Source organism: Marinirhabdus gelatinilytica (assembly GCF_003353425.1).
In the GTDB taxonomy this organism is placed as follows: Bacteria; Bacteroidota; Bacteroidia; order Flavobacteriales; family Flavobacteriaceae; genus Marinirhabdus; species Marinirhabdus gelatinilytica.
The window spans coordinates 281,688-300,971 of record NZ_QRAO01000003.1 but is presented as its reverse complement, the minus strand read 5'-3'; the positions used below and the strand labels follow the sequence as shown (position 1 = coordinate 300,971).

The 19,284-nt window shown below is 38.6% G+C and carries 15 protein-coding genes and 1 tRNA gene; 3 read left to right on the top strand and 13 right to left on the bottom strand.

Going from position 1 to position 19,284, the window contains the following annotated elements:
• Nucleotide 1: 1 nt before the first annotated feature.
• Together C8D94_RS10400 and C8D94_RS10395 are read right to left on the bottom strand one after the other, a co-directional pair.
• A complete protein-coding gene (locus tag C8D94_RS10400; RefSeq protein WP_115123879.1) occupies nt 2-1,813 on the bottom strand; it encodes an SLC13 family permease in 1,812 nt (603 codons plus the stop codon).
• Nucleotides 1,814-1,842: 29 nt separating this feature from the next.
• Nucleotides 1,843-2,526, bottom strand: coding sequence for an SH3 domain-containing protein (locus C8D94_RS10395; protein WP_115123878.1), 684 nt, complete (start codon nt 2,524-2,526; stop codon nt 1,843-1,845).
• A gap of 170 nt (nt 2,527-2,696) precedes the next feature.
• Here C8D94_RS10395 and C8D94_RS10390 point away from each other — a divergent pair.
• Nucleotides 2,697-2,781 (top strand) — tRNA-Ser (locus C8D94_RS10390).
• Between the two features lie 76 nt (nt 2,782-2,857).
• On the opposite strand, the gene C8D94_RS10385 is transcribed toward C8D94_RS10390, so the two are convergent.
• From C8D94_RS10385 to C8D94_RS10345, 9 genes are all read right to left on the bottom strand, one after another.
• Nucleotides 2,858-3,895 carry a restriction endonuclease gene (locus C8D94_RS10385; protein WP_115123877.1) on the bottom strand — a complete coding sequence of 346 codons (1,038 nt, stop codon included), beginning with the start codon at nt 3,893-3,895 and terminating at the stop codon, nt 2,858-2,860.
• Nucleotides 3,896-3,906: 11 nt separating this feature from the next.
• Entirely contained in the window at nt 3,907-6,768 is a 2,862-nt protein-coding gene (locus C8D94_RS10380; RefSeq protein WP_115123876.1) for a type I restriction endonuclease subunit R, read from the bottom strand.
• On the bottom strand, nt 6,769-7,980 hold the full coding sequence (locus C8D94_RS10375) for a pentapeptide repeat-containing protein (protein WP_115123875.1): 1,212 nt from the start codon (nt 7,978-7,980) through the stop codon (nt 6,769-6,771).
• Nucleotides 7,981-7,992: 12 nt separating this feature from the next.
• Complete coding sequence (locus C8D94_RS10370) at nt 7,993-9,051, bottom strand: hypothetical protein (RefSeq protein WP_115123874.1); 1,059 nt, start codon at nt 9,049-9,051, stop codon at nt 7,993-7,995.
• A gap of 2 nt (nt 9,052-9,053) precedes the next feature.
• Nucleotides 9,054-10,277 (bottom strand): restriction endonuclease subunit S, encoded by a 1,224-nt coding sequence (locus C8D94_RS10365; RefSeq protein ID WP_115123873.1) that lies wholly within the window; start codon nt 10,275-10,277, stop codon nt 9,054-9,056.
• Nucleotides 10,278-10,396: 119 nt separating this feature from the next.
• Nucleotides 10,397-11,965: a type I restriction-modification system subunit M gene (locus tag C8D94_RS10360; protein ID WP_115123872.1), complete on the bottom strand. Its 1,569-nt coding sequence runs from the start codon at nt 11,963-11,965 to the stop codon at nt 10,397-10,399.
• Nucleotides 11,966-12,054: 89 nt separating this feature from the next.
• Nucleotides 12,055-13,179 carry a protein rep gene (locus C8D94_RS10355; protein ID WP_115123871.1) on the bottom strand — a complete coding sequence of 375 codons (1,125 nt, stop codon included), beginning with the start codon at nt 13,177-13,179 and terminating at the stop codon, nt 12,055-12,057.
• Between the two features lie 331 nt (nt 13,180-13,510).
• Nucleotides 13,511-15,196, bottom strand: coding sequence for a phytoene desaturase family protein (locus tag C8D94_RS10350; RefSeq protein ID WP_115123870.1), 1,686 nt, complete (start codon nt 15,194-15,196; stop codon nt 13,511-13,513).
• A 138-nt stretch (nt 15,197-15,334) separates the two neighbouring features.
• The gene (locus tag C8D94_RS10345; protein ID WP_115123869.1) at nt 15,335-15,721 is read right to left on the bottom strand and encodes an acyl-CoA thioesterase; all 387 of its coding nucleotides are present in this window, start codon (nt 15,719-15,721) and stop codon (nt 15,335-15,337) included.
• Between the two features lie 92 nt (nt 15,722-15,813).
• Here C8D94_RS10345 and C8D94_RS10340 point away from each other — a divergent pair, with 92 nt between their 5' ends.
• Nucleotides 15,814-16,449 (top strand): NAD(P)H-dependent oxidoreductase, encoded by a 636-nt coding sequence (locus C8D94_RS10340; protein WP_115123868.1) that lies wholly within the window; start codon nt 15,814-15,816, stop codon nt 16,447-16,449.
• A 44-nt stretch (nt 16,450-16,493) separates the two neighbouring features.
• On the opposite strand, the gene C8D94_RS10335 is transcribed toward C8D94_RS10340, so the two are convergent.
• On the bottom strand, nt 16,494-17,015 hold the full coding sequence (locus C8D94_RS10335; RefSeq protein ID WP_115123867.1) for a SixA phosphatase family protein: 522 nt from the start codon (nt 17,013-17,015) through the stop codon (nt 16,494-16,496).
• Between the two features lie 168 nt (nt 17,016-17,183).
• Here C8D94_RS10335 and C8D94_RS10330 point away from each other — a divergent pair, with 168 nt between their 5' ends.
• A complete protein-coding gene (locus C8D94_RS10330; protein ID WP_115123866.1) occupies nt 17,184-17,369 on the top strand; it encodes a CsbD family protein in 186 nt (61 codons plus the stop codon).
• A gap of 75 nt (nt 17,370-17,444) precedes the next feature.
• Here C8D94_RS10330 and C8D94_RS10325 read toward each other — a convergent pair whose 3' ends face one another.
• The gene (locus tag C8D94_RS10325) at nt 17,445-19,193 is read right to left on the bottom strand and encodes a redoxin domain-containing protein (RefSeq protein WP_170134758.1); all 1,749 of its coding nucleotides are present in this window, start codon (nt 19,191-19,193) and stop codon (nt 17,445-17,447) included.
• Between the last annotated feature and the right edge of the window lie 91 nt (nt 19,194-19,284).

Genomic DNA, 19,284 nt, shown 5'->3' with positions numbered 1-19,284 from the left:
GTTATAAAGTATTGGTTAATAACAGTGTGCCAACTACCCACAAGATAAGGGAAAGTATGCCACCTATAATAACGAAATGCTTAAATTTATAAGTACCGGTGCTGTATATCAACGTATTGGTTTGGTAGCCCACAGGAGTAAAAAAACTGAAATTTGCCCCAAACAGTACGGCCAGCACAAAGGTCTTTACATCCAGCCCAAACCCTGAAGCCATAGCGATTGCAATAGGGGTCATAATAATAGCAGTGGCATTGTTGCTTATAAACCCTGAAAGCAACATAGTGGCTCCAAACAATAAACCAATTACTATCATAGGGGATTGCCCTTGTAACAATTTCATAAGTTGTTCGCTAATAAAGGAATCGGCCCCGGTATTGTTCAAAGCAATTCCTATGGGGATCATTCCGGCCAGTAAGAATATGATCTGCCAATTTACCCTGTGGTAAATATTCTCTAGCGTTATCAGCCTGAAGAGGAGTAGGGCGGCAACCCCGGTTAAGGAAGCTGCTAGAATGGACAAGAGGCCACTGGCTGCTAGTCCAATTACTCCCAGCAGTATAAGGAGCGCTGTAATCTTACGCCGAAACGCCACTGGGGGTTGGTACTCGTGTTGGTTTAGTATGGCAACATTCTCCAATGCATACATCTTCCCCAATTGCTGTTCCTGAAGCTCCACCAGAAGACGATCACCGGATTTTATGTTTATATCGCTTATGTCCTTTCGTATGAGTCGCTCCTTGGTGTTCCTCAAGTTCTTTCTTTTTTTAATGGCGATTGGGTAGGCGCCATTTAGCGACATGCGCCTCATATGTTTTAAGGTGCTTCCAATAAGTTTCGACCCCGGAAGTATCAACAATTCTACATACGCCATGGTATCACTTTCCTTATTATCACTCTCTGTCGAAACATCTTTCTGTGCATCACGGCGACGGTCGTTAATGGCCAGTTCGTGTTGTTGGACAATCTCTGTAATGTTATCGAAAGTGCCCATGAGCACCAGGTTGTCGCCAGCTTTTAGGTCTACATGGATACCAGGGGCATTTATAATGTTGTTATTTCTAATAAGCTTTAAGGCGGTTGCAATATCTTCAGCCATAAAATCTACTTCCTTGATGGTCTTTCCAACTAAGTCTGATGTTTCTGAAATCTCTACGGTGAAGATATAGTTTTCGATTTCGTATTCGTGCGGGAGATCTGTTGCTTGTCTTTTAGGTAGGAACCGTGCAGCTATTGTCATGAAAACGATACCGATTGCCAAGAAAATAAGACCGTACTGGGTAAATTCAAAAAATGAAAAAGCTTCCACCCCTTGTTGTTTTGAAATGGAATTTACCAAGAGGTTGGTAGAGGTCCCCATAAGTGTACAGCTTCCTCCAAGGATCCCGGCAAAGGAAATTGGCATAAGCAATTTGGCCGTCCCAAAATTGTACTTCTCGGCCAACTGGCTCACAATCTTTATAAATATGATTACCACGGCCGTTGTGCTTATAAAAGCCGAAATACTAGCCGAGAGTACCATAAATGCTGGGGTGAGCAGGAGTAGTGGAAGTATCTTCAGTTTCTTGATACCCAAGGTTAACCACTGTATTACACCATTGTCCTCTAGTCCAATAGCCAGTATCATTAATGAGAGAATGGTAATGACAGCCGGGTTTGAAAAACCACTAATAGCTTCCTCTGGGGTGGTAAGCTGCAAGAGAACAAGGGCGATGATAATAAGGAACGCGATCTTGTCTATTGCGAAAAACTCAGTAACAAACAATAGGATGGTAACACCAATAATTACAAACACTAAAATAATAGGTAGTTCCATACTTTGATTTTACTCCATACTTAATATTCTTACTCCATCGCCTTGACATATTCCCCAAAGACCCAGCCCTCGATACCGTTTTCACGCCTTACCCTGGCCCAGTCCAACGTATCGTTTACTGCCTGTACCACGAGCACACGTTCATTCTCCTTAGGAAAGTAGGTTATAATTTTCCCTTGTAGGTTGGGTTGGGCTCTCATTCTCACATCTATACCTGTAATAATGGCATTTCCGAAGATAGTATCCAACGGTTGCTGGGTAACAACATCATTAGTTGAAACCTCTGGTTTTGTATCCTGATCTGTTTTTATAGTATCGGGCCAAAATATAAAGGATAACACCACAATCCCCGAAAGCACCATTATCGCGACCAGCATGGTTCTGGCTCTTGGTATGTTGCTTATGTTTTTTACTTTCTTTTTTTGCTGTGCTGCCAATTGCTCTTTCTTTCTTTCACGTTGGGCTCTCTCCTGTGCTAACGCGGCTTGTTGGGCTTCGTATTCTTCTTCGGCAATTCTTTGCAGTTCCAACTGCCGTTGGTGCTCCAGCCAATCCTGTTGTGTATAATAAGTGCCATCATCGGCTTGGTAATAGCCGGTGAACACCTCGCCTTGGGTAGTGGTAAGTTCTAGGATCCTTCCTTCGGAATCTTTTACAAATGGAGAGTCGTCGCTTTGCTGTGCTGCTATGATACGTTTGAGTATTTCGGACATGGATAGGTTTTGTTAGTTTCAAATAAAATTAATGAGTTGTTGCAACACGGGATACACACTTAACAATACTTTAGGTACTGAAATTTCAGCCAAAAAAGTTTATGTGGTTTTAAAAAACGTAGTATATTTGCAACCGCATTCAAGGAAATACCTTGATGAGAAGCACTCAAGGAGAAATGGCAGAGTGGTCGAATGCGGCAGTCTTGAAAACTGTTGAGGGTCACACCTCCGGGGGTTCGAATCCCTCTTTCTCCGCAAAAAGCCCTGTTATCGCAATGATGTCGGGGCTTTGTTTTTACAGTTGACAAAATAGTTGACAGTTCCAGCGATTTTATAGTGGCCAGTAAATAGCCCTCAGAGGAACTAAAGATTTTGTTTCGGAGTCGAGCTTCTCATAGTATTCTATAATTAATTCGACTAGATAATCTAAATCAATTAAGGTGATATGAAAGTTGGCTCTTTCTGCTTCATATTGTGCTTCTTTAGAAAAACCTGTTGAAGAAATATAAATTCCCTTTGTCGTTACTCTTAGTCCTCCTACAAAGTTCCTAATTTCAGGAGCTGATACTTTATCTTTACTTTTAATTTTATGCTTTACTTCAACTTTGATGATAGGTTCAATCATTGATAAACCATCTGGAGATACCATAATATCACTTCCTAAATCGCCACCACCTTTTTTGGTCATTCTTGTTTTATATCCCATTCCTCGCATAATGCCAGCTGATAATTCCTCCAATTCAGATGCGGACAATTTTGTAATTATATCCTTAATAAATTCCGTTGACCTATAAACTACATCTTCCTTTAATTGCTCTAATTCTTGTTCTTCATAGCGTCTAAGCAATTCTTCTTGTTCATCTATTTGTTCTTGAGGTATATAATATGGATGAGCTTCTCTCAATTCATTCCAAATTTCCTTTGGGACTTCAAAAATAGTCAGAATTGAACCTAAGGTATTTTTGGAACTTACTTTTAATAAATCTCTTTCTATAGGAATTTCTTCCCATTTGACTTTTCGATGATGCTGATATTTTAATTTTTCACTGAACTTATAACCGGATTTAATTTCCCCAATATAATACATTCGAGCATCAGAATCATAAGTAATAACTTTATCACCCACTTTAAAATCTCTATAGAGACGCCATATTTGTCCAGCACTTTGACCTATTCTCCCTTTTGAATCATCTGGATAGTTTTCTACTAACCTTTTCTTTAATTTTTCTAAAGTAAGTCCCTTCTCCAATTCTCCTAAATCATTCCAACCAATAGCTACAACTTCTTCAGTTAGAAAATCATCTAGCAACCAACTACCACTTCCTGCACGAACCATCCAAACTTTAAAATCTTCTTTTCTTTTAGTCATATATATATATTTTAATAATTAATCCCACTTATATAGGTTTCAACGAACTTTAGAATTTTTGAAGTCACTCTTTCAGATTTTGCTTTTCGCTCCTTCAAACTTGGTCTTTGGTTCATTAAATCAACAATATCATCACGTAAAGGCTTTTTTTCTGTGAATAGGTAGTCACCGATTACTTTCTCCAGTTTAGTAGCATCTAGGTCTTCTTTATCGCTGAGGTCTTTAATAGCCATTAGCTTTTCCTTAGTTATAAAGTTTGTGAATTCGTCACCAATATCTTCAGAATCTTCAATTAGTGGTAAATGTTGATTTATAAACTTCTCTATTAGTTCTCGCTTACTACGTAATCTCGTATCTCCAGCGATGATATCGTAGATAGCTTTCTCTTGCTTTTCTTTATCTTCTGGTGTGGCATCCTTGAGTTTTGCTAATAGCTTTAAAATGTATGCAACATTAATCTCGTCACGGTGTATCAACTCCAGCTCAAAATCTATATCCTGAAGTATCGATACTTTTTCCTTTGCATCGTGACTCTTTACTTTATCGTATAGGTCTAGATACTTACTTTTATAATCTTCAAAAGTTTGCTCGTTTACGCTGAGGTCATCAAACGTGAACTCTGTAAACGTGCTAAGAATATTTTTTAAACGCATTAGCTCTCTAAATGCTTTCGCAAAAGCTAGTTCTTCCTCTTCATCCTTCAGATTGTTTACACTGTTAACCGTAGGTGCTATTAGCAGTAATGCGATAAATGCTGCGTTCATCTTTTCAACGTACTCTTCGTACGGCTGCATTATAATTTCGTCCTTTGCGTTGATGTTTGAGAACAAGCTGATTGCTTCATCGGTGCGTTCTTTTAAATTTCTAAACGCTACGATGTTACCTTGCGATTTTAATTCGTTTAATATTCGGTTTGTTCTGGAATAGGCTTGTATTAGACCGTGAAAACTTAAATTTTTATCTACATAAATGGTATTCAGTGACTTACTATCAAAACCAGTCAAAAACATATTGACCACCAGTAAAATATCTACTTGCTTGTGCTTTACTCGCTTTGCGATGTCATTGTAGTAATTGTAAAATGAATGCGAATCCTTAGTACTGTAATTTGTCGCAAACATTTTATTGTAGTCACCTATGAAACCTTCAAGGTGTTCTCTGGTGTGCTGGTTCTTCTCAGCTGTTCCATAGCTTGCTGATGGTTCTGCTGCTCTTGCATATTCTTCATCTGTCCACGTATCACCAACTGCTTCCTTATCGTCTTCATTTGCGTTGTATGAAAATATGGTTGCTATGCGTAATTTGTGTTCTCCAGCTTCCTTTTTCTGTTGGAATAGGTTGTAGTATTTGATTAAGGTATCAACGTTACTCACACAAAAGATTGCGGTGAATTCTCGGCTGTGGGTTTTCCTGTTGTGGTTTGCTATGATATAGTTAGTAATAGCATCTAAACGTTCAGGTGCTTCCATTACTTCTTTCTCATCAATCGCTTCTACCTCAATATCTTGGATTCCATCTTTCTTTTTAAAGGTCTGGATATACTCTACTGAGAATTTAAGTACGTTCTCGTCACGTATGGCATCAGTAATCACATACTTGTGCAAGTCTTTATTGAATAGCATTGCAGTGGTACGTTTGCCATATTCGTTCTTTCCTGCGTTAGGTTCAAAAATAGGTGTTCCTGTGAAACCAAACATCTGGCTATTCTCAAAAAACGTCTTAATCGCTTCGTGTGTTTTACCAAACTGCGAACGGTGACACTCATCAAATATGAAAATCACTCGTTTGTCTCTAAGCGATTCCATTTTTTTGATATGGCGTGACTTTGTCACTGCGGTATTAAGTTTCTGTATAGTGGTTACTATTAGTTTTGCATCACCTGTTAATTGCTTTACTAGTGTTGAGGTATCATTTGTACCGTCAATACTACCTTTACTGAAGCTATTAAATTCTTTAGTGGTCTGATAATCCAAATCCTTCCTATCCACTACAAAAACCACTTTGTGAACCTGTGGCATTTGCGTGAGTATCTGACTGGTCTTAAACGATGTTAATGTTTTACCGGAACCTGTTGTGTGCCAAATGTAACCGTTTTTTGTTGTGGTCTTTACGGTATCGATAATAGCTTCTACTGCATAAAACTGATACGGACGTAATACCATCAGGTAACGTCCTGACTCGTTCATCACAACGTACTTGCATATCATTTTTGATACGTGACACGGCTCTAGGAATATCTCAGAAAAGTCTGCTAGCTGAGTAATAAGTTTATTTTTGGTGTCTGTCCAGTAAAAGGTTTGCTTGAACGAACGAGCTTTGATAGGACTGTTTGCGTAGTATTTTGTATTGACTCCATTACTGATTACGAATAACTGTATAAACTGAAATAAACCAGCTCCAGCTCCAAAGCTGTGACGCTCATAGCGGTTAATCTGGTTAAATGCTTCTTTAAGTTCTAAACCTCTACGCTTTAACTCAATTTGTACCAATGGTAAACCGTTTATGAGAATCGTAACATCGTAACGATTCTTGTACTTACCTTCAATAGTGACTTGCTGTGTCACCTGATATTCATTTCTACACCAGTGTATCTGGTTAATGAGTTCTATGGTTTTGTTTTCACCTTTATCGTTTACATACGGTACACGGTCACGTAGAATTTTTGCACGGTCAAAAATTGACCCTTTGTTAATGTAGTTAAGTACTTGCTTAAAATCCTGCTCTGATAGGGCTACTTTATTATGCTTTTCTAACTGCGTTTTTAAATTGGACAACATAGAAACCTCATCAACTATCTCCACTTTTTTGTAACCTAATGCGACTAGCTGCATAACTAGGTTATTCTCTAATATTTGTTCTGGTTGTGTTGTCATCTATTTGTATTTCCTAAATGCTTGTATGATTTGATAGATTCCATATCCTATAAATATTCGTCCCACGAAATCTAATACATAAAATCCTTGACTAGGGTTTTCATCTATGGCTTTCATAAAATCTGTTCTATGTGTGGGATTCAGGTACTGTACAAAGTACTGCCATTGCCATTCTGAGATATCTGTAGTCAACTCAAAGTTCCCAATATAGGACAGCATCCAAGTAAAAAACAAACCACCTACACCAGCTGTGAAAACAAAACCTAAAATATAAGACTGACCAAACCAGTTAGATATAGCATTAAGTGATAATACTATAATATTTGAAATCGGTCTGCTGAATGTATGACCATTTACTAGCTTTTTCCAAGACTCTTTTAAAAGTGTCTTGCTTTCCATCACTCGATATGGTACCGCATCTACAAAGTTTTTCTGAGACTCAAGTTGACTTTTGAGTATGCGATATGTTTCTCTCTTGTTTTCTAATGGGATTTTGTGATGTGACGAAACTGCATTTTCATAAAGATTCTCGAAAACGTCATTATAAGATTTAGCATCTTTATGACTAGAGAGTTTAGCTGCTTTCTTATAGATTTCTCCATAGGATTTGTAGTCGTCCATTCGAAAATCATAAACGTTCATTTGACCAGCTATAATGGCAAGTGAAATATCAAAGCCCTTCTCTGGATTAGCACCTCGTAGTATCATCAGTTTATCAATCAATGAGTACGTAAACAAAACGTTCTCTTTAAATGTTACTGCCGAGAAAACCGTAATATCCCAGAAGTCTGTCTTGTAAAAGGTTGTAGGTTGATGAAATGTACATTTCCAAAAATCTGCTAATTGTTTAAAACTTGTGTTTCTAAAATTTACATCACCATAAAAGTCACAATTTCTAAATCTTACCTTACAATTTAGCACCGAATCCTCAGCATCGAGTTTTTTATGTATCTCGCAATTAATGAACTCCAAGTTAGACTCACTGATAACCTTTCCATCATTATTGGTTACCGGGCCATTGGAATTTAACTTCAAACCGTGTACAAAAATACAGTCGTGCAATTTTACAGATTGTAAATGAGTTGCACCCTGTCTAACATTAGGAATAGGAAATGGAATAAGAAACTCAAAATTAATATTTAGATTTTGGGTCTCCTTTTTTATCCAGTACTCGGTAAATTCTTCTGGTGTATTTATCTCAATTCTATCCAATATAAAAGCTCTTTAATTTTCTTTTAATGACTCCGCAATCATCCTAATTCGTCCCATTGAAAACTCAACCATTTCTTTGCGTTCTTTTAAACTTGGTTTTTCTTTTAAAACCTTTATAGCTTCATCTGGTAATGGCAATTTGTCAGTGAAAAGATATTCTTCGATAACGGACTTTGTTTCATCTATTTTGAAATTGTAGCCATTAGTCCAATCTTCAAGTGATTTTAATCGCTCAGGTGTCCAAAACTCTTCTTCTTTGAATGTATTGATGAGGTTTTCCACCTCACGTTGTACAGCTTCGACTGGTTGTGTGTCTGCTGATTCATCTGCATCATCATCCTGAAGTGTATCTAGGTAATCCTGATACTCTGCGTAGTATATTTCCTCATACTTCTCATAGCTGTTGTCAAAAAGCAATCTGCTGAAGTCAATTTTTGTAATGAGGTTATCGTTTTGGTCGTCTAGCCACTCATTGTAATCCTCTTCTTTTTTGTAAACCAGCTTTTTATCTTCTTCTTTTTTGATTTCATACTGTATGGCTAGTTCGTGTATCATAAACGAGCAAATACCATCAGTAATAGACTCTATAGACCTTGCTAGATGTAGTTCACTTTCTGAAGGTTTTGGATAAATTCTACCGTGTGATATATCACCTCTGTCGTGTCTTATCGCTGTTATCTTATCAACTGCTTTCTTTGCGTTCTTTTGCATTTCTAAGGTGGCTGAAGTAATGAGCGAGTCAATTCTATCTTTATTTTTTATAATTTTATAGAGTGACATATGTAAATCTCTCTCAAATCCAGTTCTGTAAACCTCATCGAAAGCCATTCTTACTAAATATGTCATTTTACCTTCGCAGTTCCTTCTTACTCGTATATCGTCATTGTACTTATCACTGATAAGCTCTAAAGATTTTTTGCAAAGTCCTTCTATCAATGATTTACAAGATTCTATTGAGATATCTGGATTTTTAGGTAGGTTTTCCTCAATTTCTTTAACAATTAAGCTATAGCCTGTTAAGCCTTCTATTTCGTCTTTAAACTCCTCTATTTTTGCCTTCGTCAACTCCATAACTACACAAACATTTTTTGAAGTACAGATTCCTTATAGTTTTCAATTTCCTCTATTTTATAAGATAATGCGTCAACCTTAACTTTTATTGAATCAATAAACTCTGCTATTTTAGCTTGTTCATCGGTGTGTGGAAATTCAATTTTCACACCTGCCATAACGTTATTCATTAATTTAGGATTACCAACGTAGGAGACATATCTATGAGTTACTTTATTCAATAATTGAGCTATACAGCTGTTTGCGTATCCATCAGTGCTGAGTAAAACACCACAAACGTTAGTGCAATAAAATTTTCCTTTTCTAAATTTAACCTCACCAGCATTTGCTCCATCAGTTGTCCACGTAATAGCGTCCTGATATAAAAATTCCTTATAATAGCCAGTTAGCCCATCAAGTTTTGTTTGTGAAGAGTATACTGGATACTTGTACTCTTCGGTTTGTAAATCACTCATTTCTGGAACAGCTAAAACGTTTCCTCTGGTAACATCAAATATCTCATCAATTCGCTTTTCCTCCCACTCAGGAAAATCACTACCATCATCTTGCTTAAAGCGTATTTCTTGAGCAAATAGCTTTTGCATTATGCTGGTTTTATACTCTTCTAAGGCATCTTTTTTGGCTTTGAGTAATTTGATGCGTTTATCAATAGCTTTTAGGAAATTGGCTATTTTTTGTTGTTCGTTAGGCTCTGGTATGTATAGCGGTATTTCACCTAGTCTATTTTTAGACAATCCTAATACTTTAGTTCCTTGAGCGATACGCATTATCTCATACCTTGCTTTGTAGGTATTCAATAAGAATGCAAAAAAACCTTCAGCCACCTCATCATCTTCTCTTCTTGCAAGAAAGGTGTGTAAACCTGCTAAAAGGCGTTCATTGTTTGTGTTTATTACCTCGATAGCTTTTCCAATATCAGCATAATCTTCTGAAGCATCTGCAATGACTAAATCGCCTTTTTGCACATAATTTTCATCATCGATGTTCTCAATGTTAACGTCATCATTTATAAAAGGTACTTTCTCTTTTGTTACATCAAATAATAGGTCAAATTCTGTATGAATGTCACCGTAATGGATATTCTTTACTGTTCCAGCTTCATAGTTCAGTTTATCTCTCGAAAATGAATTAGTAGGCTTAAACGAATAATGTGAATCAAACGTAGTCTCGCCCCAATCTCCATCAAACTCAGGAAAACGCAGCTCTGGCTTTAATTGTTCTGACATATCGAGCTGGTTTTTGCGTGAGGGATAGCAGTGTAAAGCCCACAGTGAGGCACGAACGAGGACTTGTAACGAATAGCCCGACCTGATAAGGTCACGCCCAAATAGTTGTTATACTTCATCTAAAAAGGCGTTGCAATGTTTAACTCTTCACAATAGCCTGCGATTTCTTCATCGACTTCGGCTAATTGTTCATCTATATTTTTGAGTCTTTCGGTCACCGCATCTAGGTCGATGATGACCTCATCTTCAAACGTATCTACATAACGAGGCATATTGAGGTTGTAATCGTTATCACGTATCTCTTGTAAGGTGACTACGTTGCTGTATTTGTCCTTTTCGGTTCTATTGCGATAAGTTTCTACAATTTCCATAACGTCTTGCTCTCGCAGTTCGTTCTGGTTCTTTACCTTCTCGTAATGGTCTTCACCACTGGCATCGATAAACATAATGGTATCATTTGCCTCACGGCATTTTTTGAGTACCAGAATACAGGTAGGAATGGATGTACCGTAAAATATATTTGCTGGTAAACCTATCACGGCATCTAATGCATTAAGCTCCTCGATGAGGTATTTGCGTATCACGTGTTCTGCTGCGCCACGATACAGCACACCGTGAGGCAATACACACGCCATTGTACCATTATCTGCTAGTTGGTAATACATATGGGTTACAAATGCATAATCTGCCTTTGTGTTAGGTGCTAGCTTCCCGAACTGACTAAAACGCTCGTCTGTACTGTTGAGTGGGTTTTTATTCCCTTTCCAATGTGCTGAAAACGGTGGATTTGCCACAATCGCCTCAAAACGATACTCTAGGTGTTGCGGTTCTTCTAGCGTGTTTTCCTGACGTATATCGAACTGACGATAATGCACATCGTGCAGAATCATATTCATACGTGCGAGGTTGTAGGTGGTACGGTTTAATTCCTGACCGTAGAACTCGCTCACGTCTGCTTCTTTGGCTACACGTAATAACAACGAACCCGAACCACAGGTTGGGTCATATACTGATTTTACTTTGGTTTTTCCTGTAGTGACAATTTTAGCCAGTATGGTAGAAACCTGTTGAGGTGTGTAAAATTCTCCTGCGGTTTTACCAGCTCCAGCTGCAAACTTACCAATAAGGAACTCGTAAGCATCACCTAATACATCGCTATCGATATCTTCTAATCTGAAATCTATTTCATCCAAAGCATTGATAATCTTTACGATAATCTCGTTTCTTGCACCTACGGTACGCCCTAGCTTGGTTGAGGTTAAGTCTAAGTCTTCAAACAGTGCTTCAAAGTCATCTTGAGACTCACTGTCCATAGTACTTTGCTCGATATGGCGTAGGATTTCCTGAAGGTCATCTAGAATATACGTGCTTTCGCCTTCTATTTTAGAACTTCCTTTGCTGGCTACTGCTGCGAATAGTTCTTCAGGCTTAAGATAGTATCCTAATTTTATAAGTGACTCTTCTCGGATTGCCTCAAGTGTTTCTGGGTCTTCCACTTTCGTGAAATCGGTTACTTCCTCACCTTCAAGTAGTTGATTTGCATAAAGCTCCTGTTTTTCAGATAGATACTTGAAAAATATAAATCCTAAAATGTAGTCACGGTAATCGTCTGGGTTCATTTTACCTCTTAGGAGGTTTGCTATTTCCCAGAGTTTACGCTGTAGGAGTTGTTTTTGTTCTTCTGACATTGGTTATATTTTATTGGGGAGGAAATTATGATTCTCAAATATAGAAAAAGTAATTAGCAAAGTTCTTTATCGATACAAGTTTTCAAAATCTATTCTAAATAACCGTCTATTTCATATTCTGATAAGAGTTTGCCTGTGTCATTGTTCACCCAATCCATTAACTTGGGGCTGTATTGCCACTTTTCAAACTCTTTAACTATTCTTTCTGTAGATTCGTGCTCAACAACTTCTGGCAGCTTAAAGCCAAAACTGCTAAATAAATGATGCCTATCAAATGCTTTGTATATAGTGTGTAATGCGTTAGCATAAATGTGTAAACCTGTCATATCACCTTTTTTACGTTTTCTTTTGTGGGTAGGGTCGGGGTTGCTTAATATTTTAGCTCCGTATTTAATCACCTCAACCAAGTCTCTTTCAGTATTATTCACTCGTCTTAAATCTTGCCCTTTCTCACCTGCTTGAAATGAATATTTGTTACATTCTTTTTTCCATTCTTGTTTTAAGTATAAAGCAGTTTGTCTATTGGGTGTAATAATATGATAACGCGGATTGTAAGTCTGCTTTGTCGCATTGAAATTGCATTCTAATGATTTTACTCCCATTATTTTCATGCCTTTACCTCTTTGGTGTCTTTTCTTACAACGGTCATTGATTCTTTTGAAGAACTTCGTAATTTGATTAATTCTACTATCAAGTTCTTTAGCTTTAACTGCCTTTAATGTAAGAGTGAGAAGATGAGGTTCTTTCCAAGTTGAAATAATAGGGTAGTACTTATTTAGAATGTGAGCCTTTCTTATACCACAACAAGTAGCGCACCATCTGTTTTTACACCAATTGCAATAATATAGTCCTTCAGTACTTGTTAAAGAAGTTTGACAGTAGTATGTATTCCAATAGGGTTTGATATATTCAATCTCACCGTTTTCGTTTGCAACATCAATCATAGCTAAAACTAAGGCGTTGGTAATAGCTTTTCTTTTTGCTCTTTTTAATAGGGAAGGATTGTTATTTATTCTGCTTCCTGTGCCAGTAATTACTGTACTACTAACAATGTCCTCAAAATTGTTTGTCCTATTTACTGCTAATGTATCGAGCTTTTGTTTTTTTGAAACATCAAATGCTGCAAGTATTTGTAAGTGGACAAAAATCAGAAGCCAGAGATCGCGATAGCGATAGCGAGCTTTATTGTCACCAGCATTTGATTGAGGGATCAACGGCGTTAATCCTATCTTTAAAAGCTCGATTTTATATTATGAGCCGATTAAGAATGCTATTCGGCTCATATTTTTGGGTATTTTGAGGTGATTGTATTTATTAACGGCTCAAGTTTACCTATTTATCTAAAAAAAAAATGGTAACTAGTACTGAAACCTCTATGATGATTTTTTAAAGGGTGACTAATTCAGTATCACTAAAAGTAGAGATTATGATAGCGAGATCGCGTTTTATTCTCATGAGGGGAAATTGTAGGGAAATGTAACTCCTCTTTCTCTGCCTAGAGCTTTTATTTATAAGAATAAAACACCCAATCCATTTAATAAAAACCTATACCTCTAGGTTTTTCCTTTTGTCATTGGCTTTTAATCGTGCTTTCCTTACTTCTTGTTTCCTTTGCATCCATTCTGGGAAAGATGCCGTATCCTCGGCATTGTATATACGAAGAGTCTGGGCTGGGTCTGGTTGTAGGAGTTCGTCCTGGTGTTTGCCTAGAATCACTCCTGCGGTCTGTACACCAGAATAACTGGCGCCGGCAATGCCGTGGGATACAATACTTGCGCCGCAGAGGTAGAGGTTCTCAATCTCACTTTTGGGTTTATAAGCGAAAGGGCCTATTTGTTTAAGGCTCTTTTCGGTCCCGTAGACACTCCCGTTTGTTGTGTTTACGTAATATTCATTGGTTATTGGGGTGCCAAGCTCTTTGTTCACGATATGGTTGCTTATGCTGGGGACTATTTTTTCAAGGGTAGCCAGCATTTTCTTGCTAAGTTTTTCTTTAAAAGAAAGATATTCCTGCGATCTTTCTGCTCCTTCGTGCTCAAATTTTTTGAATGCATCGTAGTTTATGTAGGTTATGGCCTCTATAGTGTGGTGTTTTCCATCAAAACTCACAGGGTCTTTCAGGGAGGTACAGCTTACGAACATCCCTTTAAAGTAGGGGCCGTTTTCAATATCGATTCTCTGTAAATCGTTGTAGATTTCGTCTAGGCCCTCATCTGCCATAAACCAGATGTTCCCTGAATCCAGCCCTGCTTTGGCTACGTCCATATCTACTGTTAGGAAGAGCATTAACGAGGTACAGGAATACTTTGTCTTGTCCAGCTTTTTTATGAGTTTTTTGCTCAAATTTTCTTCGCCAACCAGTTTTCTGTAGGTTGTCTCGGGATCTGCATTGGAGATAATTCGCTTTGCGTGTATTTTCTCGCCATTGGAAAGTTCTACACCTATAGCAGTTTTCTTGGCATCTCCTTTTGTAAGGATACGCTGCACCCTGGCACGGGTTTGAACAGTACCGCCGTACTTTTTTATAAGATTGGTTTTTGCTTTTATAATAGCACCTCCACCGCCCATAGGGTAGTAGCCTCCTTGGAAATAATGCCCCATAATGGCGCAGTGTAACGGAAAGCTTGCCTTACTGGGAGGCATCCCGTGGTCGCCAAATTGCACATTGAGTATCTTTTTGAGCTTCTCATCTTTTAAGTGCCAATCTATCACACGCTTTAAGCTGAAAAGTGCATACTTCCCCATTTCCTTGGTATGGAAGGGAGCGAACAATTTTTCCCAAAAGGTCTTTAGTTTCGGGATTAACTGTAATTGGTGGTTTACTTTATTTACGAGTGTAAGATATTTAACAATGCCCTTCTTTTCCTTCGGAAACCTTTCGCACAGCTTAGCTACCAGATCATCAAAATTTGATGGGTAGTCAAACCTGTCATCCCCCATATGCAGATGCTCATAGCCGTTTTCGGCCATCCTGAAAAATACAAGATCGTTGGCTATTCCCAGCCCTTTGTATAGGTTGTTTGTAGACTCTCCTTCGTCCAGTAGCCCTATATAATGCACCCCGGGGGTGAACCTGTGTCCCTCCAGATAAAAGCTATGGCACCAGCCTCCCGGAACATCGTGCTGCTCCAGGACCAAAACCTTTTGTCCTTCTCGAGCAAGACAAATAGCAGCCGATAGTCCTCCGGCTCCTGAACCTATTATGATGGTATCGTATTGTTTTTCGTACATGGGTTATTGTAAAGCGGGCATGGGTAGTTGTTCAATAATTTTGTGCCTAAAGTTAGACAAAGTTGATGGGATAGGGTAGTGCTTTGGATTTTTTCAGTTTAAAATATTTTGGAGGGGATATAGCTTGAAATCCAGTGCTTATATAATGGGCACTGGTTGTTTCTCATCATTTACTGCTACAAAGGTGAAGAATCCGGTGACCACTTTCTCACGGGTTTCAGAATACATATCCTCCATAAAGATATCTACCCGTACCACACAACTGGTACGGCCCACCTTGTCAACACGGGCAATAAGCTCTACGATCGTGCCCTCGGGGATTGGTTTGGTAAAATTTATCTTGTCCGTAGAAACCGTGACCACTTTCTTTCGGCTAAAACGGGTGGCACAAATAAATGCGGCCTCATCCATCATATGCAGGGTTGTGCCGCCAAAGAGTGTATCGTAATGGTTCGTAGTGTTGGGAAATACGGCTTTAAAGATTCGGGTTACAGATTGGTCTTTTCTGTTTTCGGTATTGGACATTGGTTTGGATTATTAGTGTATTGAATACTATGATACAGTCTTGCTTTTCTACTGAAATAGGAATTGTACCTTTGTATTTCAAAGATACGTAAATGAACTCCCACATACTCGAAAAACTACAATGGCGCTACGCTACCAAAAAGTTTGATGCTACCCAGACACTTTCTGAAGAAAAGCTTGCTATACTTAAAGAGGCATTTAATCTTACCGCTACTTCCTACGGATTACAGCCCTTAAAAATGATCTCGATCCAAAACAAGAAGTTACAGAAACAATTGGTACCCTTTACGATGGAGCAACAACAGGTGGCAGAAGCATCCCACGTGCTCGTACTTTGCGTGGAAAGCAAGCTTACTTCCAAGTATATTGGAAACTATTTTAACAATGTGGCCTCCACCCGGAACACCCCCAGGGCCATTTTAAAACCTTTTGAGACTTTTTTAAAAGACAGTTTTGCCGAAAAAGAAGCCACAGAGATAAACCAGTGGATGGAAAAACAGGCCTATATAGCCTTGGGTAACTTGCTAACAGTATGTGCCTTGGAAGATATTGATGCATGCCCCATTGAAGGGTTTGAGCCTGAAAAATATGATGAATTTTTACAGCTGGAAGAAAAAAACCTACACTCGGTATTGGTCCTTGCCGTAGGCTACCGCGCAAAGGATGATATGTTTGCAGACTTTAAAAAAGTGCGCAGAGGCGTTGATGAGGTGGTCATAGATCTTTAGTTTTAAAGCTCCAAAACCAATTGCCAGATTGGAGCTAACCAATGTTACTGCATTTCAAATTTTTCGATAGTTACAATAGTTTCCCCAGCTTCAGGAACCACTACTTTATAACGTAGTGCATTTTCAGTATCGCTTATCTGTGGATATGTATGTTCGCCCAAAATGGAATTTACAAAAGCGGGGGTTGTGTTGCTATGTCCTACTACTAAAACTGTTTTTCCCTTGGTCTTTTCTTGAAAATCTGGGCTGTATAGGTTTTTTGGATCGTACATTTTAACAGGAAGGTTCTTGCGCTCTGCCGTTGGGGCAGCGGTTTGCTTGGTGCGGACATAGTCTGTACTATAAACAGCATCTAGTGGTATTTCCTTAAAATGGGTGGCCCAAAAATCTGCTCTTTGCTTGCCTTTTGCTGTAAGTACTGGATCGTCTCCTGCAGTACGGTCCTTTTCCGCATGGCGAATTAAGTAGTAGGTGGTAGTACTTGCCTCTTCAGGAGTTGTTTCGTTTTTTTTGTCACTTCCACAGGAAATACAAATAAGTGTGACAAGTAATAGGAGATAACGCATGGATTTTCAGATTTAAAACCGAAAAATAACACTTTTTAAGAGAACTTGGTAAAACAATAACAACTTTACCTAAGTCTTTGTGAAGTCTTTAATACAATAGCGTTGGCACAGGCTGTATCTTTAAATTATTAAAGTTGAAAAAGAATTTAATAACTAAAAACAAAAACTATGAACAAGGAGCAAATAAAAGGAAAATGGAAACAGATTAAAGGTAAAGCCAAGCAACAATATGGGATGACCTTTGATGATAATGAAGAGTTTTCAGAAGGAAAGTATGACGAGATGGTAGGCAAAGTTCAGGAGAAAACTGGAAAAGCCAAGGAAGAAGCAGAAAAAGAGATTGCGAGCTGGTAATTTCTTGAAATAATAGAAATTGCTATGAAAAGGAGAGGCCGTTCTTACGAGAGCGGTCTTTTTTTTGTAATAACCCTATCGATCTGCCAAAGTGTAGTTAAAAAACCCTATCAGCATCTCGTCGGTACTCTGTATCCCAAAATGGAGCTCTTGGGAAGGATCTGGGTTTAATGGGTTTTGTACAGTATTATCGTAAATTCCTTCTACCTGAATAATAGAACCTTTGGGTGCGAACATGGGGTCTTTAAGTTGATAGAGCCATTGCCAATTAAAGCTAAAATCTGGTACTGATATTAATTCTTTTACCTTCCCATTGGGCGCTATAATACTCATTTTAATGCTCTTGCCCCGGTAGTGCATGTGCGGTACTATATAATGTATGTTTATATCTTTTGTAATAGTATCTGCAGCTACAATTTTTACGTTGTTGGTGTGGGGAGGTATTTTAAATGTTGAGTTGGACGGGGAGAGGGCATAAAACTCTTGCTTAGGCGGTGTGTCGTGATAATAAAAACCAATCTTGGTTTTATCAGAGTCCTCTTTCCCCGTAGGCGTATAATGTATTTGCACGGTTAAACTTGTTCCTTTTGGTAAGTATACACCTGTACCTTCGGGAAACATAGTTAGTTGGTCCACACCACCACCAAGGGCAATATAGTTATCGGTATAGGGCCATATTTTTCGATTCACAATTGCGTTTCGTTTGTTTGTAGCTTTATTGGTAAGTACAATGTGGTGTAGTGCCTTAGGGTTTCCGGGTTTTATTTCAACTCCTTTTAGCCAGGTGTCCTTTTCTAATTCCAGATCGAATGTTTGGTACCGGTAAGGGATAAGTCTATTGGCAGGTAGTTTTTCTTCTTTGAGTGCAATTATCTTGTCTGGTCTTCCTCTTTGCCAAATGGCATCGTTATATGTAAGACCCTGCAAGGTATCCTTCCCAATTCCTGGCGGCATCCCGGCGTCTATCCATGAAATTATCTTTCTGGCATTGCTATCTGCCAGTGCAAAAGAATTTTTAAATTCATTCACGGTAGGGTCTGCTTTCCACGGGGGCATTCGTTTACTCAGCAATACTTCTTTTATCATTGCAGACCATCCTGTAACGGTCTGATAGTCCTCCATGGCCCAAGGCGCAATCCCGTTATCGCGATGACAGCGTACACAACTTTCGGCCAGGATAGGGGCTATGTCCTTGGTGTAGGTAAGATCTTTTTTATTGGGTTGGTTTGAGAGTCTTGTAACGGTACACCCCCGTGTAACTTCTTGTTTGTTTTTTGGGGTTTTCCCTTTTGCAATGGCGTCAAGGGCATCTCTCAAATAAGTTTCAGAGGCAATTTCCTTTTGGGCCTCGTAATCCAGCCTGTTATTCAATGGACCTCGATACAGAATCTTTCTTGTGGTTGGGTGGAGGACTATAGCTTCTGCAGTAATAGTAATGTCCAGTTCTTCAGCAATGAGTTGGGCATTGTCTACCAGTACGGGGACCTTAAAATTGTATTCTTTTGCTTCCATGGCAATTTCAGCACGATCGTCCTGTATGTTGCTGTTTACCATAAAAAACTGAAATCCTTTTTCGGAATATTCAGTAACTATAGTATGGAAATCTTCAAGAGCGTTTCTCACGATGGGGCAACCATTTCCCTGCACCCACAGTACAATGGCCTCTTTGTTGTTATAGGTTGAGAGTCTATGGAAACCACCACTGGCATCGTAAAGCGCATAGTCGCTCTTGCGGCTATCTGCAACGGGTTTTGGTGTTTCTTTGCAACTGGTTATCGTTACTGCAAGAAACAATATGAAAAGTATGTATACTGAAGTTTTCACTTGTTTGCGAATGTACATAATCATTTGGGTTTTGGCATAAAAAAACCACCCGCACTGAATAGGCACGGGTGGCTAACCAACCAAATAAAGA